Genomic DNA, 24738 nt, shown 5'->3' on the forward strand with positions numbered 1-24738 from the left:
ATTCACGCCTCATTGGGAATCGAAACGCCAACCCGCTCACAAACTGATGGGGGCTCCACTTGCCACATATGTGGCAATACTAGCTTAGGGACCATTAAATGCTGTCTTTGAAGACGCTGGGCCTTGTGACCCGGCCGCGTACGGCGATTGCTTTCGTCGCCGCAACTCTCCTCGTCGGTGGAACTGCCACCGAAGCTTCCGCCAAATCCCGGCACCACCGGCATCACCACCGCCACCATACCCAGACCGAGGCCAACGCGACTTCCGATTGGCGCAATGCCAATGCGTCGATGACGCCGACCTCCGGCACGGGCCACAGCTTCTCCGGTATGGCCTCCTTTTACGGCAACGAGTCCGGCAGCCGCACCGCCTCGGGCCAGCGCTTCAACCAGAACGCCATGACCGCGGCGCACCGTTCGCTGCCGTTCGGCACCAAGCTGCGCGTCACCCACCGCGGCCAGAGCGTGGTCGTCACCATCAACGACCGCGGCCCGTTCATTCGCGGCCGTGTCCTCGACCTCTCCACCGGTGCTGCCCGCGCCATTGGCCTCACCGGCGCCGGCGTCGGCCGCGTCACCGCGGAAGTCGTCTCCTAAGGCGCGACAGCGCCTCACATTACGCGCGCAGTTTTCATCAGTTTGATGCGCGCATGAAACAAGCCCGCGGTCTTGGGGGACCGCGGGTTTTTTCGTCTGCTGTCATTCCGGGGCGATGCGCAGCATCGAACCCGGAATCCATCGGGCGATAGAGTTGGTGGATGAATGGATTCCGGGCTCGCGACTTCGTCGCGCCCCGGAATGACGGCGGAGGATGTAGCGACAGTGGAGCTACAAAAAACTCTGCGGATCGACGTCGACTTCCAGCTTCAGATTGCCTGTCGGCTTCGGGCAGACCGCGAGCCAGTTGCGTAAGTAGTCCGACAGATCGAAACCGCGCGCCGATTTCACCAGGATGCGGAAGCGGTAGCGGCCCTTGATGACGGCGAGCGGCGCTTCGGCGGGGCCGAGCACGACGACGCGCTCGTCGCGCGGCGCGAGCGCGACGAGCTTGCGGCCGAAGCCTTCGGCGCCCGGGCGGTCGCCGGCGGAGATGATCAGGCTGGCGAGCCGGCCGAACGGCGGATACAGCGTCTTCTCGCGCAGCTCGATCTCGCTGTCGTAGAAGGCCTCGCGGTCGCAGGCGATCAAGGCCCGCATCACGGGATGATCGGGCTGGTGGGTCTGCAAGTACCCGACGCCGCGGCCCTGCTCGCGGCCGGCGCGGCCGATCACCTGGTTGAGCAATTGCCAGGTGCGCTCGGCAGCGCGCGGGTCGCCATTGGAAAGGCCGAGATCGGCATCGACCACGCCGACCAGATTGAGCCGCGGAAAGTTGTGACCCTTGGCCACGAGCTGCGTGCCGATGATGATGTCGACGCGGCCCTCCGCGATCTCGGCAAGCTCGCTTCGCATCGTCTCGATCGAGGTGATGAGATCGCTCGACAGCACCATGGTGCGCGCTTGCGGGAACAGCGCGGCCGCCTCCTCCTGCAGGCGCTCGACGCCGGGGCCGACCGCAACCAGCGATTCCTCGGCCGAACAGTTCGGGCAGATGTGCGGGCGCGGCATCGAGAAGCCGCAATGGTGGCAGACCAGCCGCTGGCGGAAACGATGATCGACCAGCCAGGCATCGCAGATGGTGCAGGCGAAGCGATGGCCGCAGGCGCGGCACAAGGTCAGCGGCGCATAGCCGCGGCGGTTGAGGAACAACAGCGCCTGCTCGCGCCGCTCGATCGCGGTCCGGATCTCGCCGGCAAGCCGCGGCGAGATGAAGCGGCCGCGCGCGGGCGGCTCGCGGCGCAGGTCGATGGCCTCGATATGCGGCATGTGCTGGCCGCCGAAACGCGAGGGCAGCGCGATGCGCTGATAGCGGTGCTTGCGCGCATTGACCTCGGATTCCACCGACGGCGTCGCGGACGCCAGCACGACCGGGATTTTTGCGATATGCCCGCGCACCACCGCCATGTCGCGGGCGTGGTAATGCACGCCGTCGTCCTGCTTGTAAGCCTGATCGTGCTCTTCATCGACGACGATGAGGCCGAGCTTGGCGTACGGGAGAAACAGCGCCGAGCGCGCGCCGACCACGACCGGCGCCGAACCTTCGGAGATCGCGGCCCAATTGCGCGCGCGGGTGCGCGGCGTCAGCTCCGAATGCCACTCGATCGGCCGCACGCCGAAACGCTGGGCGAAGCGGTCGAGGAACTGGCCGGTGAGCGCGATCTCGGGCATCAGGATCAGCGCTTGCTTGCCGCGGCGGACCACCTCGGCGACGGCCTCGAAATAGACCTCGGTCTTGCCCGAGCCGGTGACGCCGTCGAGCAGCGCGACATGGAAAGTGCCGTTGGCCGCGAGCGCGCGCATGGTGTCGACGGCCGCGCGCTGCAGCGAGGTGAAGTCCGGCCGGCCGAATTCCGGATCGGGCGCCGGCGGCGGAGGCGGCGGCGGCATCGGCTCAACCGTGAGCGTGCCTTCATCGACGAGGCCGTCGATCACGCCCGAGGAGACGCCGGCCTGCTTGGCCGCCTCGGACTTGCCGTGCAGCAGCCGGTCCGACAGCACCGCGATCACGCGCGCCCGCGCCGGCGTCAGCCGCTTCGGAGGATCGCCTGTCAGGCGCACGCCAGCGCGCACCCGCTCCGGGCCGAGATTCTCGCCCATGCGCAGGCACATGCGCAGCACCATGCCGCGCGGGCTCAGCGTGTAATTGGCGACCCAGTCCACCACCGAGCGCAGCTCCGGCTTGAGCGGCGGGATGTCGAGCTTCTCGCTGACCTCCTTGAGGCGGTTGTGCAGGCGCGGATCGGGATTGGCGTTCTCGCCCCAGACCACGGCCAGCACCTCGCGCGGACCGAGCGGCACACCGACGAGATCGCCCGCCTTCAGCTCCATGCCGCGCGGCACCTTGTAGGAATAGGTCTGGTCAAGCGCGACCGGCACCAGCACGTCGACCATGCGGGTGGCGGGGGCGGTGTCGTTGCGCGGCAATTGGTCCATGAGCCGGGAATCGGAACCTTGAGGCCTTGAGGCTAGCGCCGCGCGGCGGCCTTAGCGAACGATAAACGAGTGTGATGCGATATACTGTGCGGAATCACCACGTCCAGAGCGCATGAGCAAAGCGGCCGCCCCACGAATCGAGCTCGCCAGCGCCGATCCCTCGATCGCGCAGGAGATGACGCGCTGGCTGGCGCATCTCGGCGCCGAGCGGCGGCTGTCGCCGAAGACGCTGGAGGCGTATGGCCGCGATCTGCGGCAGTGCCTGGATTTTCTCAGCAATCATTGGGGCGAGCGCGTCACGCTCGAGCGATTCGCCGCGCTGGAGGCGACCGACGTGCGCGCCTTCATGGCGATGCGCCGGGCCGACGACATTGCCGGCCGCAGCCTGATGCGCGCGCTGGCGGGGCTGCGTTCGTTCGGTCGCTTCCTCGAACGCGAAGGCAAGGGCAAGGTCGGCGCATTGTCGGCGATCCGCGCGCCGAAGGTCGCAAAGAGCCTGCCGAAGCCGCTGCCGATGGCATCGGCCAAACGGCTTGCCGACGCCGACGAGCGCGCCGGCGAGGAACGCGAGACCTGGATCCTGGCGCGCGATGCCGCGGTGATGGCGCTGCTGTATGGCTCGGGCCTGCGCATCTCCGAAGCGCTCTCCCTGAAGCGCCGCGAGGTGCCGCGTCCCGGCGAAGGCGACGTGCTGGTCGTGACCGGCAAGGGCAACAAGACCCGCATGGTGCCGGTGCTGCAGAACGTGCTCGCATTGATTCAAGAATACGTTGCGATGTGTCCGTATCCGCTGCCGGCGGAAGGGCCGATCTTCGTCGGCGCACGCGGCGGCTCCTTGAGCCCGCGCATCATCCAGCTCGCGATGGAGCGGCTGCGCGGCGCGCTCGGGCTGCCCGACAGCGCCACGCCGCACGCGCTCCGGCATTCCTTCGCCACGCATCTGCTCTCGCGCGGCGGCGACTTGCGCGCCATCCAGGAATTGCTCGGCCATTCCTCGCTGTCGACGACGCAGGTCTATACCGGCATCGATTCCGAGCGATTGCTCGAAGTCTATGCGAGCGCGCATCCGCGGCGCTGAATTGCCGCTGAATTCTGACATGAAGCTGTCATAGCGATCGGGCCTCTTGCGCAGGCCGCGCGGTTCGGTCAATCGTTGCGGAACCGAACCGGAGGGGAATCATGAGCGCACATGAAAGCATGGAGCATGCCGAGCACGCCGAACACGCGTCCGGTTCGAACAAGAAGATCGCCCTTCTGATCGCCGTGCTGGCGCTGTTCCTTGCGGTCTCGGAGACGCTCGGCAAGGGCGCCCAGACCGAATCGATCAGCAAGAACGTCGAAGCCGCCAATCTCTGGGCGTTCTTCCAGGCCAAGAGCATCCGCCGCACCGTGGTGGCGACCGCGGCCGAGCAGGGCAAGCTGACGCTGGCCGCAGCGGACGAGGCGCAGAAGCCCGCCGTGCAGAAGCAGATCGACGACTGGACCAAGACCGCGCAGCGCTACCGCTCCGAGCCCGAGACTGGCGAAGGCACCGAGCAGCTTGCGGAGAAGGCCAAGCACGCCGAGCACGACCGCGACGAGGCGACCGCGAAGTACCACCATTTCGAGCTGGCCTCGGCCGCCTTCCAGATCGGCATCGTGCTGGCCTCGGCCACCATCATCACCGGCATGCTGGCGCTCGCCTATGTCAGCGGCGTGCTGACGATCGCCGGCCTGATCATGACCGCGCTCGGCCTGTGGTGGCCGCATCTGCTGCATTTGCATTGAGGTGTGTGTGTGTGGCGCGCGCTCGAAGCGCACGCAGCTCGTAGCCCGCATGGAGCGTAGCGGAATGCGGGGACGCCTGTCCCGGATTGCGCTGCGCTCCATCCGGGCTACAGACCGTCCTTGTGGTGGCGAAGATCACCGCGCCTGGTGCACGCTCTTCCTGAAACGCTGGATCAAACGCAGCGTGCGGGCGGACCAGCCCTCGCCGTCGCCGGCGATCAGCTCGCGGATGCGGCGCTTGATCGGGTCGACCAGCGCGGCGGCCTGGGCGCGGATCCTCAGCACCAGAGCGTAGATCCGTTCGAACCAGTGCATCTCCAGAAGCTTGTCGCGCGTCACGTCGAACACGAAGGCGGTGACGCCGACGCCGACCATCTTCGCGAACACGATCGTGAAGACGGCGCTGGTCCAGTATTCGTGCGCGAGCAGCCACAGGCCGACCAGCTTGAGCGGAAACAGCGGGATGATGGGGACCGCGAACACGATCAGCGTCATGGCCGGCGATAGCGCATCGACGCGCTCCGTCAGCCATTGCTTGAAGCGCGCGAGCGGGATGGCCGCGACGACCTTGGCGACGATCGGCTCGAGATGGTCCCACAGCCAGGCTTCGATCAGGAAGACGACCGCAAGCAGGACCCAGACCGGTTGAAGAAGGCGGCGCAGCATGTGTTTCCCGCCCGGTTCGGCGCTGGGCGCTTCGCTACATATGGATGGCCCGCTTGCCGACCGCAAGCGCGGCTTCCTTGACGGCCTCCGAGCGGGTCGGATGGGCATGGCAGGTGCGCGCGAGATCTTCCGCACTGCCGCCAAATTCCATGAGAACACACGCTTCATGGATCATTTCGCCGGCTTCGCGGCCGATAATGTGCACGCCGAGCACGCGATCGGTCTTCGCATCTGCGAGAACCTTCACAAAGCCGTCGGTGGTCTGGTTGACCTTGGAGCGGCCGTTGGCGGTGAACGGAAACTTTCCGACCGTATAGGCCATGCCCGCCTGCTTCAGTTCCTCCTCGGTCTTGCCGACGGAGGACACTTCCGGCGTGGTATACACGACGCCCGGGATCACATCGTAATTCACGTGGCCGGCCTGGCCGGCGATGATCTCGGCGACCGCGACGCCTTCGTCCTCGGCCTTGTGCGCCAGCATGGGCCCAGCGACGACGTCGCCGATGGCATAGACGCCCTTCAGGCTGGTGGCGAAATGCGGATCGATCTGCACCCGGCCGCGCGCATCCAGCGCGACGCCGGCTTCCTTGAGGCCGAGACCATCGGTGTAGGGCACGCGGCCGATGCAGACCAGAACGACATCGGCCTCGATGGTCTCGGCGGCACCGCCGGCAGCCGGTTCGATTTTCGCGAGCAATGCCTTGCTGTTCACTTCGACGCCGGTCACCTTCGATCCCAGCTTGAAGGCAAATCCCTGCTTTTCCAGGATGCGCTGGAATTGCTTGGCGACCTCGCCGTCCATACCGGGCAGGATACGATCGAGGAATTCAACAACCATGACTTCGGATCCGAGCCGGCGCCACACAGAGCCGAGTTCGAGTCCGATCACGCCGGCGCCAATGACAAGCAATCTGCCTGGCACCTTCTCCAGCGACAGCGCGCCGGTCGAGGACACGATGCGCTTCTCGTCGATCTCGATGCCCTTGAGGCGCGCGATGTCCGAGCCGGTGGCGATCACGATGTTCTTGGTCTCGACCACCTGCGACTTGCCGTCGGCGGAGACCTCGACCTTGCCGGTCCCTAAGATCTTGCCGGTGCCCTTGAGCACGTCGATCTTGTTCTTCTTCATCAGGAACTCGACGCCCTTGACGTTGCCGTCGATGCCCTGCTGCTTGAAGTTCATCATCGCGGGCAGATCGAGCTTCGGCGCGGAAACGCTCACGCCCATCTTGGCGAAGGAATGGCCGGCTTCCTCGAACATCTCGGAGGCGTGCAGCAGCGCCTTCGACGGCATGCAGCCGACGTTGAGGCAGGTGCCGCCGAGGGTTGCGTTCTTTTCGACCACGGCGACTTTCATGCCGAGCTGGCTCGCGCGCACCGCGCAGACATAACCGCCCGGTCCGGTGCCGATGACGACGAGATCGTAGGTAGCCATGAGAGAAAGTCCCGTAAGGTTAGGCGTGAGGAGATGTGTCAGCGTCAGCGTCCGCGCGGCGCGTCAGCGGCCGCCGGACACATCGAGAATGGCCGAGGTGACGTAGGAGGCCTCGTCCGAGATCAGCCAGACGATGGCATTGGCGATTTCGTCGGCGGTGCCGACGCGCTTCATCGGCACCATGTTGGCCAGACGATGGGCGCGATCGGGCTCGCCGCCGGCGGCGTGGATCTCGGTGTCGATCAGGCCGGGACGGATCGCGGCGACGCGGATGCCCTCGCCTGCAACCTCGTAGCCGAGACCGACGGTGAAGGAATCGACCGCGCCCTTGGACGCGGCATAGTCGACATAGGTGTTGGGTGCGCCGAGACGGGCCGCGACCGACGACAGGTTGATGATGACGCCGCCGGTGCCGCCATGCTTGGTCGACATCCGCTTCACCGCCTCGCGCGCGCACAGGATCGAGCCGGTGACGTTGACGGCCATCACGCGCTGGATGCGCTCGGCCGACATCTCGTCGACGCGCACGCCGCTCTTGCCGACGATGCCGCCATTGTTGACGAGCGCCCCAAGCGTGCCGAACCTGTCGGCTTCCTTGAACAAATTGAGGATGTCGCCTTCCTCGGCGACGTCGCATTTCACCGCAATGGCCTTGCCGCCCTTCGCCGCGATCTGCGCGACCACCTCGGCGGCGGCATTCTTGTTGCTGGCATAGCCGACCACGACGCGAAAGCCGCGCACGGCCGCCGCAAGCGCTGTCGCCCGCCCGATGCCGCGGCTGCCGCCGGTGATGACAACGACTTTATCGGTCACATGCGCCTCCATGGTTCGACACGCGCCGTCGCGAGTGGCGACGGCGCTCGCAAAGCACCGGGGATCAGAGATCGAGCACCAGGCGCGCCGGATCTTCCAGGCTCTCCTTGACGCGGACCAGGAAGGTGACGGCTTCCTTGCCGTCGATGACGCGGTGATCGTAGGACAGCGCCAGATACATCATCGGGCGGACCTCGATCTTGCCGCCGACGACCATCGGCCGCTCCTGGATCTTGTGCATGCCGAGGATGCCGGACTGCGGGGCGTTCAGGATCGGGGTCGACATGAGCGAGCCGTAGATACCGCCATTGGTGATGGTGAAGGTGCCGCCCTGCATCTCGTCGATCTTGAGCTGGCCGTCACGGGCGCGGCGGCCGAAATCGGCGATGCTCTTCTCGATGTCGGAGATCGACTTGTGATCGCAGTCGCGCACCACGGGCACGACCAGGCCCTTGTCGGTGCCGACGGCGACGCCGATGTGATAGTAGTTCTTGTAGATCAGATCGCTGCCGTCGATCTCGGCGTTGACGGCCGGGATGTCCTTCAGCGCCTGCACGACGGCCTTGGTGAAGAAGCCCATGAAGCCGAGCTTGGCGCCGTGCTTCTTCTCGAACGCGTCCTTGTAGTGCGCACGCAGCGCCATGACGTTGGTCATGTCGACCTCGTTGAAGGTCGTGAGCATGGCCGCGGTGTTCTGCACGTCCTTGAGGCGGCGCGCGATGGTCTGGCGCAGCCGGGTCATCTTGACGCGCTCTTCGCGGGCGGCGTCATCGGCCGGCGACGGCGCGCGGACCTGAACCGCGGCGGCGGGCTGGTTGACCGGGGTCGGCGCGGAGGCGGCGCGCTCGATCGCGGCCAGCATGTCGCCCTTGGTGACGCGGCCGTCCTTGCCGGAGCCCGGAACGGTCGAGGCGTCGATGCCGGTCTCGGCCGACAATTTGCGCACCGACGGCGCGAGCGGCGCATCGGCCGGCGGTGCCTTCGCGGCAGCGGGAGCCGGCGCGGGAGCAGCGGCGGCAGCCGCAGGCGCAGCAGCCTTGGCCGGCGCGGCGGCGGGCTTGGCGGCGCCGGCACCGTCGGTGATCTGACCGAGCAGCGCGCCCACGGCAACGGTCGCACCATCGGCAGCGATGATCTCGCTCAGCGTGCCGGCGGAGGGCGCAGGGACTTCGATGGTCACCTTGTCGGTCTCGAGTTCCACCAAGGGCTCGTCGACGGCGACGGGATCGCCTGCCTTCTTGAACCAGCGGCCGATGGTGGCCTCGGTGACGGATTCGCCGAGCGTCGGCACACGAATTTCAGTCATGGTCTCTTCCTTAAGGGATCGCAGGTAGCGGTCATGAATTCAGATGTCATCGGCCGGCGAAAAGCAGGCCATCCAGCGAGCCGTTTGCAGTCACGCCACGGCAACTGGATGCCCCGCTCCGGTGCGCCGTTGGCGCACAAGGCGGGGCATGACGCAGTTCAAAAAGTTCAGCTCAGTGCTTCGTCCAGGAACGCCTTCAGCTGAGCCTGATGCTTGGACATCAGACCCGTTGCGGTCGCGGCGGAAGCAGCGCGGCCGACATAACGCGGACGCCGGCTCGCGCCGTTCACCTGGTTCAGCACCCATTCCAGATAGGGCTCGATGAAGTGCCAGGCACCCATGTTGCGGGGCTCTTCCTGGCACCACACCATCTCGGCCTTCTTGAAGCGCGACAGCTCGGCCACCAGCGCCTTCAGCGGCACCGGATAGAGCTGCTCGACGCGCATCAGATAGATGTCGTCGATGCCGCGCTTCTCGCGCTCCTCGTAGAGGTCGTAATAGACCTTGCCGGAGCACAGCACGATGCGGCGGATCTTCTCGTCGGGCACGAGCTTGATCGCCTCGTTCGGCAGCATCTGGGCGTCATCATAGAGGATGCGGTGGAAGGTCGTGCCCTTCGCCAGCTCCTCCAGACGCGACACCGCCCGCTTGTGACGCAGCAGCGACTTCGGCGTCATCATGATCAGCGGCTTGCGGATCTCGCGATGCAGCTGTCGGCGCAGCACATGGAAGTAGTTCGCCGGCGTGGTCGGGTAGACCACCTGCATGTTGTCTTCCGCGCACATCTGCAAGTAGCGCTCGAGGCGCGCCGAGGAGTGCTCCGGACCCTGGCCTTCATAGCCGTGCGGCAACAGGCAGACGAGACCGGACATGCGCAGCCACTTGCGCTCGCCCGAGGAGATGAACTGGTCGAACACGACCTGCGCGCCGTTGGCGAAGTCGCCGAACTGGGCTTCCCACAGCGTCAGCGTGTTCGGCTCGGCGAGCGAATAACCGTATTCGAAACCGAGCACGGCTTCTTCCGACAGCAGCGAGTTGATGACCTCGTAATGGCCCTGCTCGTGGCCGAGATGGTTGAACGGCGTGTAGCGGCTCTCGTCCTCCTGATCGATCAGGACCGAATGGCGCTGCGAGAAGGTGCCGCGTTCCGAGTCCTGTCCGGACAGGCGGACGTGGTGGTTTTCGTTGAGCAGCGAGCAAAACGCCAGCGCCTCGCCGGTCGCCCAGTCGATGCCGTTGCCGTTCTCGATCGCCTTGGCGCGGTTATCGAGGAAACGCTGGATGGTGCGGTGAACGCGGAAGCCGTCCGGCACCTTGGTGATCTTGCGGCCGATGTCCTTCAGCGTCGCGATGTCGACGCCGGTGACGCCCCGCCGCGCATCCTCTTCCTGGTCGGCGATCTTGAAGCCCGCCCACTTGCCGTCGAGCCAGTCGGCCTTGTTCGGCTTGTAGGAGGTGCCGGCCTCGAACTCGGCATCGAGCCGGGCGCGCCAGTCCGCCTTCAGCTTGTCGACCTCGCCCTCAGTGATGACGCCCTCTGCGATCAGGCGCTTGGAGTAGAGCGTGAGGGTCGAGGGATGGGCCGCGATCCGCTTGTACATCACCGGCTGGGTGAAGGCCGGCTCATCGCCCTCATTGTGGCCGTAGCGGCGGTAGCACCACATGTCGATGACGACGGGCTTGTGGAACTTCTGCCGGAATTCGGTCGCGACCTTGGCCGCGAACACGACGGCTTCCGGATCGTCGCCGTTGACGTGGAAGATCGGCGCGTCGATCATCTTCGCCACGTCGGACGGATAGGGCGAGGAGCGCGAGTAGCGCGGATAGGTGGTGAAGCCGATCTGGTTGTTGACGATGAAGTGCACGGAGCCGCCGGTGCGGTAGCCCTTCAGGTCGGACAGGCCGAAGCATTCCGCGACCACGCCCTGGCCGGCGAACGCGGCGTCGCCGTGCATCAGAAGCGGCATTACCGAGATGCGCATGTCCGGGGGATCGCCGTGCTGGTCCTGCTTGGCGCGGACCTTGCCGAGCACCACGGGATCGACGATCTCGAGATGCGAGGGGTTGGCGGTCAGCGACAGATGGATGCGGTTGCCGTCGAACTCGCGGTCCGAGGACGCGCCGAGGTGATACTTGACGTCGCCGGAGCCTTCGACCGCGTCGGGATTGGCCGAGCCGCCCTTGAACTCGTGAAACAGCGCGCGGTGCGCCTTGCCCATCACCTGGGTCAGCACGTTGAGGCGGCCGCGATGCGGCATGCCCAGCACGATTTCCTTCACGCCGAGATTGCCGCCGCGCTTGATGATCTGCTCGAGCGCGGGGATCAGGGATTCGCCGCCGTCGAGGCCGAAGCGCTTGGTGCCGGTGAACTTGGTGTCGCAGAACTTTTCGAAGCCTTCGGCTTCGATCAGCTTCTGCAGGATGGCTCTACGGCCTTCGCGCGTGAACGAGATCTCCTTGTCGGGTCCCTCGATGCGCTCCTGGATCCAGGCCTTCTGCGCGGCGTTGCTGATGTGCATGAACTCGACGCCGAGCGTCTGGCAATAGGTGCGCTCGCAGATCGCGGTGATCTCGCGCAAGGTGCCGTATTCGAGACCGAGCACGTGATCGAGGAAGATCTTGCGGTCGAAATCGGCTTCGCTGAAGCCGTAGGTGCGCGGATCGAGCTCTTCGCGGTTGCGCTGGGCTTCGATGCCGAGCGGATCGAGCTTGGCATGGAAGTGGCCGCGCATGCGGTAGGAGCGGATCAGCATCAGGGCGCGGACGGAGTCGCGCGTGGCCTGAAGCAGGTCTGCGGAGGAGATGTCGGCGCCCTTGGCTTGCGCCTTGGCGGCGATCTTGCCAGCGACCGTCTTCTCGACTTCGGCCCAGTTGCCGTCGAGGGCGGAGGTCAGCTCATCCTCGGGGGTCAGCGGCCAGTTGTCGCGCTCCCAGGACGGGCCTTCCGCGTTCTTGCTGATGTCAGCGGGCGCGTCGTTCAGGCTCTTGAAGAATTCCTGCCACTCGGCGTCGACCGAGGACGGGTCCTTCTGGTAGCGGGCGTAGATTTCGTCGATGTAGGTGGCGTTGGTGCCCTGCAAAAAGGATGACAGGGCAAAGGCTGCGTTCGCGTCCTGGCGAGACATACTTGAGTTCCTGGCGATTTCGGTTCGCGCATAACAAACGGCGCTGGCGCCGAGCTCCCCCGACAGGGCTCGACGCGACAGGCACCCTTTACCCTATTTGCTGCGAAACTTCGCCCGGAAAAGCACGAAGAAGTGAATTAGCCTTTCAACTTTTCGGCAAGCGTATGGCCGAGGCGGGCGGGCGACGGAGACACTGTAATTCCTGCCGATTTCATCGCTTCGGTCTTGGAACCGGCGTCGCCCTTGCCGCCCGAGATGATGGCGCCGGCATGACCCATGCGGCGGCCGGGAGGGGCGGTGACGCCGGCGATGAAGCCGACCATCGGTTTCTTGCGGCCGCGCTTGGCCTCGTCCTTGAGGAACTGGGCGGCGTCCTCCTCGGCGGAACCGCCGATCTCCCCGATCATGATGATCGATTCGGTCTTGGGGTCGGCGAGCAGCATTTCCAGGACGTCGATGAACTCGGTGCCCTTGACCGGGTCGCCGCCGATGCCGACCGCGGTGGTCTGGCCGAGGCCTTCCTGGGAGGTCTGGAACACGGCTTCGTAAGTCAGCGTGCCGGAGCGGGAGACGATACCGACCGATCCGGTCTTGAAGATGTTGGCGGGCATGATGCCGATCTTGCACTCGCCGGCGGTCATGACGCCCGGGCAGTTCGGCCCGATCAGGCGCGACTTGGAGCCGGCCAGCGAGCGCTTCACGCGCACCATGTCGATGACGGGAATGCCCTCGGTGATGCAGACGATCAGCGGGACCTCGGCGTCGATGGCTTCGCAGATCGCGTCCGCCGCGCCCGGCGGCGGCACGTAGATCACCGAGGCATCGGCGCCGGTCTTCTCACGCGCCTCGCGCACGGTGTCGAACACCGGCAGGCCCAGATGCGTCGAGCCGCCTTTGCCCGGCGAGGTGCCGCCGACCATCTTGGTGCCGTAGGCCATCGCGGCCTCGGAATGGAAGGTGCCGTTCTTGCCGGTAAAACCCTGGCAGATGACCTTGGTGTTCTTGTCGATCAGGATGGACATGAGGTCTGCTTTCGCGAAACTAACAGAGTGAGAGGGTCAGTGGATGCGGCGGTAGACGCCGGTGAGCACGTCGGCCCAGCCTTCCGCGTCCGGCGAGAACTGGATCTTCAACGAGTAGGAATCCTCATTGATGATCTCGTAGACGTGGCGCGCATTGCCGCGGAGCGAGCCGCGCACCAGCGTCAGGGTGTTGCCAACCCACCCGCCTGAGGCGGGCGAAGGCGGCGTGTAGCCGAGCGAATCGTACCAGAACAATTTGTAGGTCCGGTCGTCGCGGTCGAAGGTGAAGATGCCGTGGGTGGCGAAGACCTGCTTGCCGTCGCGCATCTGGACCGAGTCCTGGATCAGATAGAACCCGTTGAGATCCATGCGCGCGACGACGCGCGAGGTGGCCGGCCCGCCCGCCGTCCAGCGCGACGGGAAGACCATCTCCTCACCATCCCATTCGCCTGCGAACGCGGAAAGACGCGCGTGCTCGGGGAGCGGAGATGATGCGGCGAGATGGTCCTGGGCCATGGCGTCAGCCTCCCTTGACGGCCTTCACGATCTTCTGCGCGGCGTCGTCGAGATTGTCGGCGGGCACCACGTTGAGGCCGGATTCACGGATGATCTTCTTGCCGAGCTCGACATTGGTGCCTTCGAGGCGGACCACCAGCGGCACGCTGAGGCCGACCTCGCGAACCGCAGCCGTGACGCCCTCGGCGATCACGTCGCACTTCATGATGCCGCCGAAGATGTTGACCAGGATGCCCTTCACGTTGGGATCGGCGGTGATGATCTTGAACGCGGCCGCGACCTTCTCCTTGCTGGCGCTGCCGCCGACGTCGAGGAAGTTCGCCGGCGCCATGCCGTAGAGCTTGATGATGTCCATCGTCGCCATGGCAAGGCCGGCGCCGTTGACCATGCAGCCGATGTTGCCGTCGAGCGTGACGTAGTTGAGATCGTATTTCGACGCCTCGATTTCCTTGGCGTCTTCCTCGGTCTCGTCGCGCAGCGCGAGCACCTCGGGGTGACGGAACAGCGCGTTGTCGTCGAACGACACCTTGGCATCGAGCACGCGGAGCTGGCCCTGCTTGGTCACGACCAGCGGGTTGATCTCCAGCATCGACATGTCCTTGGCGACGAAGGCGGCGTAGAGCTGCGCGGTGAGCTTCTCGGCCTGCTTGGCAAGATCGCCGGAGAGGTTCAGGGCCTTCGCCACCGTGCGGCCGTGATGGCCCATGATGCCGGTCGCAGGATCGACCGAGAAGGTCACGATTTTCTCGGGCGTGTTGTGCGCGACGTCCTCGATGTTGACGCCGCCCTCGGTCGAAACGACGAAGGAGACGCGCGAGGTCTCGCGGTCGACCAGGATCGAGAGGTAGAATTCCTTGTCGATGTCCGAGCCGTCCTCGATGTAGAGGCGGTTGACCTGCTTGCCGGCGGGGCCCGTCTGCACGGTCACCAGGGTTGCGCCCAGCATCTGCTTGGCAAACTCGGAGACTTCAGCGGCCGACTTGGCTATGCGGACGCCGCCCTTGTCGCCGGCGCTGGCTTCCTTGAACTTGCCCTTGCCGCGGCCGCCGGCATGGATCTGGCTCTTCACCACCCAGACCGGACCGGGCAGCGCCTTGGCGGCGGCTTCGGCGTCGGCAGCCTTGAGCACTGGGACGCCCTTGGAGATGGGCACGCCGAACTCGTTCAGCAGCGCTTTGGCCTGATATTCATGGATATTCATATGGTCGCTCCCTGAACCCGCGGGCGGTGACCTCATGGGCCCACCTCAGTCTTGTGGCTGGCATACCATATACCACAGGAACTGCAACCCGGATTCTTTGACTTCGAGATCTCTGCCGAAACCGGAACCCCACCCCGGTCAGCCGGGGTCCGGAAGTGAAACCGCCGAAGACCGGGTTTCGATCTTCGGCGGGTATTGCCTTGCCTTAGCGGCCGAGAAGATCGGGGGCGATCTTCTTGCAGGCATCGACCAGGCCCTGTACGGCGCCGACCGACTTGTCGAAGGCCTCGCGGTCCTTGCCGGCGAGGTCGATCTCGACCACGCGCTCGACGCCCTTGGCGCCGATCACGACGGGCACGCCGACATACATGTCCTTCACGCTGTACTCGCCGTTGAGATAGGCGGCGCAGGGCAGCACGCGCTTCTTGTCCTTCAGATAGCTCTCGGCCATCGCGATCGCGGAGGCCGCCGGCGCATAGAAGGCCGAGCCGGTCTTGAGCAGGTTGACGATCTCGGCGCCGCCGTTGCGGGTGCGGTCGACGATCTCGTCGAGGCGCGCCTGCGAGGTCCAGCCCATCTTGACGAGGTCGGGCAGCGGGATGCCGGCGACGGTGGAGTACTTCACCAGCGGCACCATGGTGTCGCCATGGCCGCCGAGCACGAAGGCGGTGACGTCCTCGACTGAGACGTTGAACTCGTCGGCCAGGAAGTAGCGGAAGCGCGCCGAATCCAGCACGCCGGCCATGCCGACAACCTTCTTGTGCGGCAGGCCCGAGGCCTTCTGCAGCGCCCAGACCATGGCGTCGAGCGGGTTGGTGATGCAGATGACGAAGGCGTCGGGGGCGTACTTCTTGATGCCGGCACCGACCTGCTCCATGACCTTGAGGTTGATGGAGAGCAGATCGTCGCGGCTCATGCCGGGCTTGCGCGGCACGCCGGCGGTGACGATGCAGACCTTGGCGTTGTCGAGCGCCTCATAGGAGTTCGCGCCGGTATAGTGGGCGTCGAAGCCGTCGACCGGCGAGGACTGCGCGATGTCGAGCGCCTTGCCCTGCGGCACGCCCTCGGCGATGTCGAACATCACGACGTCGCCCAGTTGTTTCAGGCCGATGAGGTGAGCCAGCGTTCCGCCGATCTGACCGGAGCCAATCAAAGCAATCTTGTCGCGCGCCATGTGAACCTGTCCTTTAGACACCGTAAGGAGGGGAAAACTGAGACGGGTGGTTATCCCTTTCGCCTCCCCCGTTCAAGTCGCCCAATGCCCAATTGTCGGGCTTGGCGCGGCCTCGGGCACGCAAGCCCCTGTCATTCCGGGGCGCGCGAAGCACGAACCCGGAATCCATCGGGCGACGGAGCACGTCGATGAATGGATTCCGGGCTCGTCGCTTTCGCGACGCCCCGGAATGACAGCAAGAATAGGACTTAAGTCTCCACCAGACCCTTGGTCGAGCCGCTGGCGGTGGAATCCTTGCGGCCGTGAGGCAGCGCCAGATAGGATTCCGAGCTCATTTCGATCAGGCGCGAGGCGGTCCGCTTGAACTCCATGGCCTCAACGCCTTCGGTCGCGAGATAGAGCGAGATCGGGTTGGCGTCGGCCGAGGCCATCAGCTTCACGGCGTTGTCATAGAGCGTGTCGATCAGGGTGATGAAGCGCTTGGCGGCGTTGCGCTGGGAGAAGTCCATCACTGGAATATGGTCGACCAGGATGGTGTGATAGTCGTGCGCCAGCCGGAGGTAGTCGGATGCACCGAGCGGCCGCTCGCAGAGGTCGGCGAACGAGAACCGCGCCACGCCATGGGCCGAGCACGGCACATGCAGGATGCGGCCCTTGATCGAAATGTCGTGCGAGCGGCATTTGGCGCCGCCCGTCATCCGCTTCCAGGCGCGGTCGAGCGCGACGTCCGCATCGCCATCCGCCGGTGTCAGCCACATCGGCACGCCCTGCAGCTTCTCCAGGCGGAAGTCGGTGCGCGCATCGAGCCGCGCGACGTCCATGTGGTCGGTGATCTGCTTGATGAAGGGCAGGAACAGCGAGCGGTTGAGGCCGCCCTTGTAGAGATCGTCGGGCGCGACGTTGGAGGTCGCGACCACGACGGTGCCGAGCTCGAACAGCTTTGCGAACAGGCGGCCCAGGATCATCGCGTCCGCGATGTCGGTGACGTGGAATTCGTCGAAGCAGAGCAGCCAGCTCTCCTCGAAGATCGCATTGGCGGTCAGCGCGATGACGTCGCTATCGGCGATCTCGCCGCGCGCGATGCTCTGGCGATAATCATAGATGCGCTCGTGCACGTCCGCCATGAACTCGTGGAAATGCGCACGGCGCTTGTGCTCGACCGATGCGTGCTGAAAGAACAAATCCATCAGCATGGTCTTGCCGCGGCCGACTTCGCCATGGATGTAGAGCCCGCGCGGCGCATCATCCTTGTCGCCAGAGCTGAACAGACGGCTGAGCAGGCCCTGCTTGCGCTGCGGCTTGTAGGTCGCGAGCCGCTGGTCGAGCGCGGCATAGGCCTCGGCGACCTCGGCCTGCGCGGCATCGGGCTCGATTGCGCCGGAGGCGATCTCGGCCTGATACGCTTCGCTGAAAGGGGAACTGGGGGTCGAGAGCATGGCTCTTTCCGCCAGAGACGGACGGAAATTGCAAGCCGTGAATTGGTGGGCGGGGTATGCGCTTTCGTGTCCCGGACGCGCTGCAGCGTGGAACGCTGCTGCGCAGAGCCGGGACCCACAATTTCGTTCATCGCGGGCGCTGGGCCCCGGCTCTACGGCCGGGGCACGAGAGCGGCGCTACGCACACAGCTCGTAGGCGTCCTCGACGACATACGGGCCGCCGCCCGTCGATGCGCGCGAGGAGAACAGCACGAAGCGTTCCGCCATGAACGCCTTGCTCGGGAAATAGCCGCGCAGCGAGAGATAGTCGGCGACGTCGCGGTCGGAAGCGTCGTGCAGTCTTGCGAGCGTGACGTGCGGGATGAACTTGCGTCCCTCCGGGTCGAGGCCGATCCGCTGCATCATGCGCTCGAGCTCGGCCTGCAATTCCATCAGCGGCTTGCTCGGCGCGATGGTGGCGACCACGGCGCGCGGCTTGCGGCCGCCGAAGCTGGTGAGCCCCTGCACCTTCACCTCGAACGGCTTGCGGTCGACGCGAAACAGCATCGAGGCGATCTCGTTGGCGGACGCGCCGTCGATGTCGCCGATGAAGCGCAGGGTGACGTGATAATTTTCGGGATCGATCCAGCGGGCGCCGGGGAGGCCACCCCTCAAGTTGGAAAGCGACTGGCCGATCTCGGCCGGAATTTCCAGACCCGTGAACAAACGCGGCATCGTTTCGCACTCCCGATGCTTGGGTACAGTCCTCGAACAGCGAGAACCATATCCAAATTAGAGCCGGCGACGAATCACCGGTAACCTGATTCCTATCGCAGTTGTGTGACTCTGCGAAGCATGCCGCGCCTCACCCCGGTAAAAACCCTTGGAATTAGGGTTAGCACTGCCTGGTTTTCAACGTCGTTGCTCAGCGATCGTGCCAATGAATGCCTCCACACTGGGCATGATCCTGCCGACGATGATGTCGACGCCTTCCGCGGTCGGATGAATGCCATCCGCCTGGTTGAGCTTGGCATCGGCCGCGACGCCCTCGAGGAAGAACGGATAGAGCGGCACGTCGAATGACTTGGCCAGATCCGGATAAATCGAATTGAACCGCGCGGCATATTCGGCGCCGTAATTCGGCGGCGCCAGCATGCCGCAGAGCATCACCGCAATCTTTCGCGCCTTGAGCCGCTGGACGATGTCGGTCAGCGCGGCGCGCGTCACCTCGGGATCGATGCCGCGCAGCGCGTCGTTGGCGCCGAGCTCGACGATGACGCCGTCGGTTCCATCGGGCACCGACCAGTCGAGCCGGTCGCGGCCGCCCGAGGTGGTGTCGCCGGACACCCCGGCATTGGTCATGTCGACCTCTATGCCCTTGGCCTGTAAGGCTTTTTTAAGCTTTTGGGGGAACGCCTCCTGGGCCAGAAGGCCGAGGCCGGCGCTCAGGGAATCGCCGAGGACGACCAGCTTGACCGGTTTGGTCGCGCCCGCCCAAGCGAGGTTCGCCATCGTCATGACGGCGAGCATCAACACGGCTATGTGCATGAACAATCCGTAACGCCTCTCGACCGCGCGTGCGGACTTGCCATATGACCGGACCATGGACACTCGCATCGACCCCTCTTCGCTCGCCGCTACCGCGGACACCATCGCCATCTCCAACGTCAATCTCTCATTGGGCACGGGCGCGGCACGCGTTCACATTCTCAAGGATATCAGCTTGCGGGTCGGCCGGAGCGAGACGATCGGCCTGATCGGCCCGTCAGGCTCGGGCAAATCCACGCTGCTGATGGTGATGGCGGGGCTGGAGCGTCCTGATAGCGGAGAGGTGGTGGTGAATGGCACGCCTTTCAATGCCCTCGACGAGGACGCGCTGGCGCGCTTCCGCGGCCGCCAGGTCGGCATCGTCTTTCAGTCCTTCCACCTGATCCCGACCATGACGGCGCTGGAGAACGTGGCCGTGCCGCTCGAGCTCGCCGGCAACCCCGATGCCGCCAGGCGCGCGGCTGAGGAGCTGCAATCGGTCGGGCTCGGCGACCGTCTGCATCATTATCCGACGCAGCTCTCCGGCGGCGAGCAGCAGCGCGTCGCGCTCGCACGCGCGCTCGCGCCCGATCCCGCGATCCTCGTCGCCGACGAGCCGACCGGCAATCTCGACGAGACGACCGGCAAGCAGATCGTCGATCTCCTGTTCAGCAAGCACGCCGAGCGCGGCATGACCTTGGTGCTGGTGACGCACGATTCCTCGCTCGCGCATCGCTGCGATCGCGTCATCCGCCTGCGCTCCGGGCGCATCGACACGCAGTCTGCGCCCGCATGAGCGCCGTGGCCGAACCGTTCGCCAAGCCGAACGCCGTCGCGCTGTCGCTGCGCTACGCCTTGCGCGAATTGCGCGGTGGCCTGCGCGGCTTCTACGTCTTCATCGCCTGCATCGCGCTCGGCGTGATGGCGATCGCCGGCGTCGGCTCAGTGTCCGCAAGCCTGTCCGACGGCCTCGCGCGCGAAGGCCGCACGCTGCTCGGCGGCGACGTCTCCTTCGTGCTGTTCCAGCGCGAGGCCAAGCCGGAAGAGGTCGCGTTCCTGCGCTCGCGCGGCACGCTGTCGGCCGCTGCGACCTTGCGCGGCATGGCGCGCTCGGTTGACGGCAAGCTGGCGCTGGTCGAGATGAAGGCGGTCGATAACACCTATCCGATGCTGGGACAGCTGACGCTGGCGCCGCCCCTGCCGATGGCCGATCTGCTCGCGATGCGCGACGGCGCGTTCGGTGCCGCCGCCGATCCGACGCTGCTGGCGCGGCTTTCTCTCAAGACCGGCGACCGCGTCACGATCGGGGCCGCGACATTCCAGATCCGCTCGACGGTCGAGGCGGAGCCCGACAAGCTCGCCGGCGGCATCGGCTTCGGGCCGCGCTTCTTGATCAGCGAAGCGGCCTTGCGCGCCACCGGCCTGATCCAGCCCGGCAGCCTGGTGCGCTGGGTCTACCGGGTCAAGCTGCCCGAGACTGCGAACAACGAGCGCGCCACCGAAGCCTTCATCGCGGATGCGCGCAGCGCGGCGCCGCAAGCCGGCTGGGAGATCCGCAGCCGTTCCAATGCCTCGCCGCAGCTCGAACGCAACATCAACCGCTTCACACAGTTCCTGACCCTGGTCGGCCTTGCCGCACTGCTGGTCGGCGGCGTCGGCGTCGCCAATGCCGTCAAGAGCCATATCGACCGCAAGCTCGAGGTGATCGCCGCCTTCAAGGCCGTCGGCGCCACCGGCCGGGACGTGTTCGGCATCTATCTGGCGCAGGTGGTCCTGCTGGCGGCGATCGGGTCCGTGATCGGCCTGGCGCTCGGCGCCGCGATGCCCTTTGCCATTGTTGGGCTGTTCGGCAAAATGCTGCCGCTGCCGGTGGTGCCGGCCGTGCATGCCGACGAGCTCGCGCTGTCCTTCGTCTATGGCCTCCTCACCGCCCTCGCCTTCGGCCTGTGGCCGCTCGGCCGCGCGCACGACGTGCCGGTGGCCGCCCTGTTCCGCGACACCATCAGCTCCGAGTGGCACCGGCCACGCGCGGGCTATCTGGTGCTCATGGCCGTCGTGATCGCCCTCCTCGTCGCGGTCGTGATCGGCCTATCGTTCGACAAGCGCATCGCCGCGGTGTTCGTGGCTTCCTCGGTGGTCGTGTTCGCCTTGCTCCGCGGCATCGCCGCTCTGCTGATGGGAATCGCACGACGGCTGCCGCGGACGCGGCTACCGATGCTGCGGCTGGCGATCGCCAACATCTACCGGCCGGGCGCACTGACGCCGTCCGTCGTGCTGTCGCTGGGGCTCGGGCTCGCCGTGCTCGTCACCATCACCCAGATCGACGGCAATCTGCGCCGGCAATTCCTCGCGGCCTTGCCCGACCGCGCACCGTCGTTCTTCTTCATCGACATTCCGAGCGCACAGGCCGAGCAGTTCGACGCGTACTTGCGCCAGATCGCTCCGGGCGCCAGGATCGAGGACGTGCCGATGCTGCGCGGGCGCATCGTCGCCGCGCGCGGGGTGCGCGCGGAGGAGCTCAAGCCCACGACGGATTCCGAATGGGTGCTGCAGAGCGACCGCGGCCTGACTTATACGGCTGAGCTGCCCAAGGGATCCAAGGTGGTCGAGGGCGAGTGGTGGGGTGCGGACTATTCCGGCCCGCCGCTGGTCTCGATGGAGAAGAAGATCGCCGACGGGCTCGGCCTCAAGCTCGGCGACGAGGTGGTGGTCAACGTGCTCGGCCGCGACATCCCGGCCAAGATCAGCAACTTGCGCACCATCGACTGGCAGGGTCTCGGCATCAATTTCGTCCTGGTGTTCTCGCCCAACGCCTTCAAGGGCGCGCCGCACACCCACATCGCGACGCTGACGGAAGCAGGCGGAAAGGCGGCCGCCGACGGCAAGATCATCAAGGAGGTCGCCGACGCTTATCCGATGGTGACGAGCGTGCGCGTGCGCGAGGTGATGGAGACGGTCGGCTCCGTGGTGACCAATCTGGCTTTGGCGATCCGCGGCGCCAGCGCCGTGACGCTGATCTCGGCGATCCTGGTGCTGGGCGGGGCGCTCGCCGCCGGCCACCGCCACCGGGTCTATGATGCCGTGATCCTGAAGACCCTGGGCGCGACGCGGCTGCGGCTGCTCGGCGCCTATGCCCTCGAATACCTGCTGATCGGCCTTGCCACCGCGGTCTTCGGGGTGATCGCGGGCAGCATAGCTGCCTGGATGATCGTGACGCGGCTGATGACGCTGAGCTTCGTCTGGCAGGCCGGCAGCGCCGCCGGCGTGGTCGCCGCGGCGCTGGTCGTCACCGTCGGGCTCGGGCTTGCCGGCACGCTGCTGGCGTTGAACAAAAAGCCGGCCACGGTGTTGCGAAATTTGTGACAAAATGTAGCGGCGGATCGAGCCGGGCGGAATCGTCCCGGTTTTCGTCGATTAACCACGCTACCCGTCAGCTTCGCGTCAGGATTGACGCCGAGGGCGACATTCAGCCGCGCGTGGAAGGTTGCGGCGAATGTGTTAGTTTCCCACATATCGGATGGGTTCGGAGTCCCGATTGTGAGCCAGAATTAAATCGGCTGGCAGCGGTCTCCGAGATAGAATTTTGACGAACCGGCGGCATGGCGACCCTCATGCCGGACGGACCAACCAACGGGAATTCGACCATGTCGGACCTAGACCGTAACTACGCTTCTCCTTTCGGCAGGGCCGCCGGGCGTGTTGACGCCGCGACGGTCGATGCCGGCCTGCGCGCCTATATGCTGCGCATCTATAACTACATGACCATTGGCCTGGCCATCACCGGCCTGGCCGCGCTCGGCGTCTACATGGCCGCTGTGACCGACGTTCCGACGGCGGACGCCGTCCGCGTCGGCAAGCTGTTCCTGACGCCGTTCGGCTACGCCATGTTCGTCAGCCCCCTGAAGTGGCTGTTCATGCTGGCGCCGCTCGCGATGGTGTTCGTGATCTCGGCGGGCATCAACCGTCTGGCCCCCTCGACCGCCCAGATCCTGTTCTGGGTGTTCTCGGCGCTGATGGGCATCTCGCTGTCGTCGATCTTCCTGGTGTTCACGCACACCTCGATCGTGCGGGTGTTCTTCATCACCGCGGCGACCTTCGGTGCGCTCAGCCTCTACGGCTACACCACCAAGCGTGACTTGACCGGCATGGGCTCGTTCCTGTTCATGGGCCTGATCGGCATCATCATCGCGAGCCTGGTGAACCTGTTCCTGGCCAGCTCGATGCTGCAGTTCATCGTGTCGGTGGTCGGCGTGCTGGTGTTCGCGGGCCTCACCGCCTGGGATACCCAGCGGCTGAAGAACGACTACATCTACGGCTACGTTTCGGCCGGCGGTGACATCGCAGAGCGTGCGGCCATCACCGGCGCCCTGTCGCTGTACCTGAACTTCATCAACCTGTTCACGCTGCTGCTGCAGCTCCTCGGCCAGCGCGACTAAGCGACAGGTCCGAGCGAACGACACCAACCCCGGCCGAGAGGCCGGGGTTTTTGTTTGGGCCCGTGGCCTCTCCTCGTCATTGCGAGGAGCCCTTGCGACGAAGCAATCCAGAGTCCCTCCGCGGATGCATCTCTGGATTGCTTCGCTGCGCTCGCAATGACGGGGGTGGAGGCGGCGGACCCCTTCCAGCGACCGCGCGAAGATTCTAATCTTCCCCCATGTCCGCACCCGATATCAGGCCCACCACCGAGGCCGACCTTCCCGCCATCACCGCCATCTACCAGCAGGCCGTCCGCGAGGGCACGGCGACATTCGAGCTGGAGCCGCCCGACCTTTCGGAGATGACGCGCCGCTATCGCGCGCTGATCGACGGCGGCTACCCCTATTTCGTCGCCATGCTGGACGGGCGCGTGGCCGGCTATGCCTATGCCGGCGCCTACCGGCCGCGTCCGGCCTACCGCTTCACGGTGGAGAACTCGATCTATCTCGATCCCTCCTTCCACCGCCGCGGCGTCGGCTCGAAGCTGCTGGAACGGCTGATCGCCGAATGCGAGGCGCGCGGCTTCCGCCAGATGATCGCGGTGATCGGCGATTCCGCCAATGCCGGATCGATCGGCGTGCACACAAGGTGCGGCTTCAAGATGATTGGCACGCATCCCAATGTCGGCCTGAAATTCGGCCGCTGGCTGGACACCGTGATGATGCAACGCGACCTCGGCGAGGGCGCGCGCACGGTGCCGGGGACGTAGGTCATCCGTCATTCCGGGGCGATGCGCAGCATCGAGCCCGGAATCCATTGAACGGCACGGGCGGTGGAGGGATGGATTCTCAGGTGCGCAATTGCGCACCATAGCTCGCGACTTCGTCGCGCCCCGGAATGACCACCGATGGTTCGTCTACACCACCGCCAACTTCCGATCGATCACCAGCAGCACCCGCTCGAGCTCGTGGCCGCGGCGCAGGATCAGGCCGGTCGCCGAGATCACGCTGTACATGCCCTGCTTGCGCGCGAGGCGCGGATCCTTCTCGATGCGATAGATCGGCACTTCCGAGGCGCGGCGATAGACCGAGAACACAGCGCGGTCCTTCAGGAAGTCGATTGCATAGTCGCGCCACTCGCCGTCGGCGACCATGCGGCCGTAGAGATTGAGAATCCGGTGCAGCTCGAGCCGGTTGAACGTTACCCGGTTCGGCGCCGCGGCGGGACGCGCCGCCGCGCGCTGCTCGCTCGGGTCGGTATCCTCCGACGCCAGACTCATGGGAAGCGCCTCCTCATCGCACGCTATGACCCGCGTCCGCGAAG

21 protein-coding genes are annotated in these 24738 nt (G+C 65.7%); 7 read left to right on the forward strand and 14 right to left on the reverse strand.

Translation table 11 applies throughout. The annotated features are described in order from the left end of the window. Positions 1 to 98: 98 nt before the first annotated feature. Positions 99 to 596, forward strand: coding sequence for a septal ring lytic transglycosylase RlpA family protein (locus HZZ13_RS26200; protein ID WP_197962387.1), 498 nt, complete (start codon positions 99 to 101; stop codon positions 594 to 596). 231 nt (positions 597 to 827) lie between these two features. Here HZZ13_RS26200 and HZZ13_RS26205 read toward each other — a convergent pair whose 3' ends face one another. Further along, positions 828 to 3032, reverse strand: coding sequence for a primosomal protein N' (locus HZZ13_RS26205; protein ID WP_197962388.1), 2205 nt, complete (start codon positions 3030 to 3032; stop codon positions 828 to 830). A gap of 112 nt (positions 3033 to 3144) precedes the next feature. Here HZZ13_RS26205 and HZZ13_RS26210 point away from each other — a divergent pair, with 112 nt between their 5' ends. Together HZZ13_RS26210 and HZZ13_RS26215 are read left to right on the forward strand one after the other, a co-directional pair. Next, positions 3145 to 4110: a tyrosine recombinase XerC gene (locus HZZ13_RS26210; protein WP_197962389.1), complete on the forward strand. Its 966-nt coding sequence runs from the start codon at positions 3145 to 3147 to the stop codon at positions 4108 to 4110. A 101-nt stretch (positions 4111 to 4211) separates the two neighbouring features. After that, positions 4212 to 4799: a DUF4337 domain-containing protein gene (locus HZZ13_RS26215; protein ID WP_197962390.1), complete on the forward strand. Its 588-nt coding sequence runs from the start codon at positions 4212 to 4214 to the stop codon at positions 4797 to 4799. 135 nt (positions 4800 to 4934) lie between these two features. On the opposite strand, the gene HZZ13_RS26220 is transcribed toward HZZ13_RS26215, so the two are convergent. From HZZ13_RS26220 to HZZ13_RS26275, 12 genes are all read right to left on the reverse strand, one after another. Further along, positions 4935 to 5465, reverse strand: a complete 531-nt coding sequence (locus tag HZZ13_RS26220) for a hypothetical protein (RefSeq protein WP_197962391.1) — start codon at positions 5463 to 5465, stop codon at positions 4935 to 4937. Positions 5466 to 5499: 34 nt separating this feature from the next. Further along, a complete protein-coding gene (gene lpdA / locus HZZ13_RS26225; protein WP_197962392.1) occupies positions 5500 to 6900 on the reverse strand; it encodes a dihydrolipoyl dehydrogenase in 1401 nt (466 codons plus the stop codon). A gap of 63 nt (positions 6901 to 6963) precedes the next feature. Further along, a complete protein-coding gene (locus tag HZZ13_RS26230) occupies positions 6964 to 7725 on the reverse strand; it encodes an SDR family oxidoreductase (RefSeq protein ID WP_197962393.1) in 762 nt (253 codons plus the stop codon). A gap of 52 nt (positions 7726 to 7777) precedes the next feature. Then, on the reverse strand, positions 7778 to 9019 hold the full coding sequence (odhB, locus tag HZZ13_RS26235) for a 2-oxoglutarate dehydrogenase complex dihydrolipoyllysine-residue succinyltransferase (protein ID WP_197962394.1): 1242 nt from the start codon (positions 9017 to 9019) through the stop codon (positions 7778 to 7780). Between the two features lie 167 nt (positions 9020 to 9186). Then, positions 9187 to 12144, reverse strand: a complete 2958-nt coding sequence (locus tag HZZ13_RS26240) for a 2-oxoglutarate dehydrogenase E1 component (protein ID WP_197962395.1) — start codon at positions 12142 to 12144, stop codon at positions 9187 to 9189. Between the two features lie 137 nt (positions 12145 to 12281). After that, positions 12282 to 13166: a succinate--CoA ligase subunit alpha gene (sucD, locus tag HZZ13_RS26245; protein ID WP_197962396.1), complete on the reverse strand. Its 885-nt coding sequence runs from the start codon at positions 13164 to 13166 to the stop codon at positions 12282 to 12284. Between the two features lie 36 nt (positions 13167 to 13202). After that, positions 13203 to 13682, reverse strand: a complete 480-nt coding sequence (locus HZZ13_RS26250) for a DUF1579 family protein (RefSeq protein WP_197962397.1) — start codon at positions 13680 to 13682, stop codon at positions 13203 to 13205. 4 nt (positions 13683 to 13686) lie between these two features. Next, a complete protein-coding gene (gene sucC, locus HZZ13_RS26255; RefSeq protein ID WP_197962398.1) occupies positions 13687 to 14883 on the reverse strand; it encodes an ADP-forming succinate--CoA ligase subunit beta in 1197 nt (398 codons plus the stop codon). A 205-nt stretch (positions 14884 to 15088) separates the two neighbouring features. Then, entirely contained in the window at positions 15089 to 16057 is a 969-nt protein-coding gene (gene mdh, locus HZZ13_RS26260; RefSeq protein ID WP_197962399.1) for a malate dehydrogenase, read from the reverse strand. Between the two features lie 248 nt (positions 16058 to 16305). Further along, positions 16306 to 17493: a cell division protein ZapE gene (zapE, locus tag HZZ13_RS26265; protein ID WP_197962400.1), complete on the reverse strand. Its 1188-nt coding sequence runs from the start codon at positions 17491 to 17493 to the stop codon at positions 16306 to 16308. Positions 17494 to 17670: 177 nt separating this feature from the next. Beyond that, positions 17671 to 18207 (reverse strand): RNA 2',3'-cyclic phosphodiesterase, encoded by a 537-nt coding sequence (gene thpR, locus HZZ13_RS26270; RefSeq protein ID WP_197962401.1) that lies wholly within the window; start codon positions 18205 to 18207, stop codon positions 17671 to 17673. 177 nt (positions 18208 to 18384) lie between these two features. Further along, positions 18385 to 19020: an arylesterase gene (locus HZZ13_RS26275; protein WP_197962569.1), complete on the reverse strand. Its 636-nt coding sequence runs from the start codon at positions 19018 to 19020 to the stop codon at positions 18385 to 18387. A 55-nt stretch (positions 19021 to 19075) separates the two neighbouring features. Between HZZ13_RS26275 and HZZ13_RS26280 the strand changes: the two genes are divergently transcribed. The 4 genes from HZZ13_RS26280 (at position 19076) to HZZ13_RS26295 (ending at position 24184) form a co-directional block, all read left to right on the forward strand. Continuing rightward, on the forward strand, positions 19076 to 19795 hold the full coding sequence (locus HZZ13_RS26280) for an ABC transporter ATP-binding protein (RefSeq protein ID WP_197962402.1): 720 nt from the start codon (positions 19076 to 19078) through the stop codon (positions 19793 to 19795). Beyond that, a complete protein-coding gene (locus tag HZZ13_RS26285; protein WP_197962403.1) occupies positions 19792 to 22362 on the forward strand; it encodes an ABC transporter permease in 2571 nt (856 codons plus the stop codon). Before HZZ13_RS26280 ends, HZZ13_RS26285 begins: the two co-directional genes overlap by 4 nt. 281 nt (positions 22363 to 22643) lie before the next feature. Continuing rightward, entirely contained in the window at positions 22644 to 23435 is a 792-nt protein-coding gene (locus HZZ13_RS26290; protein WP_197962404.1) for a Bax inhibitor-1/YccA family protein, read from the forward strand. A 218-nt stretch (positions 23436 to 23653) separates the two neighbouring features. Continuing rightward, positions 23654 to 24184, forward strand: a complete 531-nt coding sequence (locus HZZ13_RS26295) for a GNAT family N-acetyltransferase (protein ID WP_197962405.1) — start codon at positions 23654 to 23656, stop codon at positions 24182 to 24184. 147 nt (positions 24185 to 24331) lie between these two features. On the opposite strand, the gene HZZ13_RS26300 is transcribed toward HZZ13_RS26295, so the two are convergent. Beyond that, on the reverse strand, positions 24332 to 24694 hold the full coding sequence (locus tag HZZ13_RS26300) for a DUF2794 domain-containing protein (protein WP_197962406.1): 363 nt from the start codon (positions 24692 to 24694) through the stop codon (positions 24332 to 24334). Positions 24695 to 24738 lie beyond the last annotated feature (44 nt).

Origin of the sequence: Bradyrhizobium agreste, assembly GCF_016031625.1 — a bacterium.
Lineage (GTDB): Bacteria > Pseudomonadota > Alphaproteobacteria > Rhizobiales > Xanthobacteraceae > Bradyrhizobium > Bradyrhizobium agreste.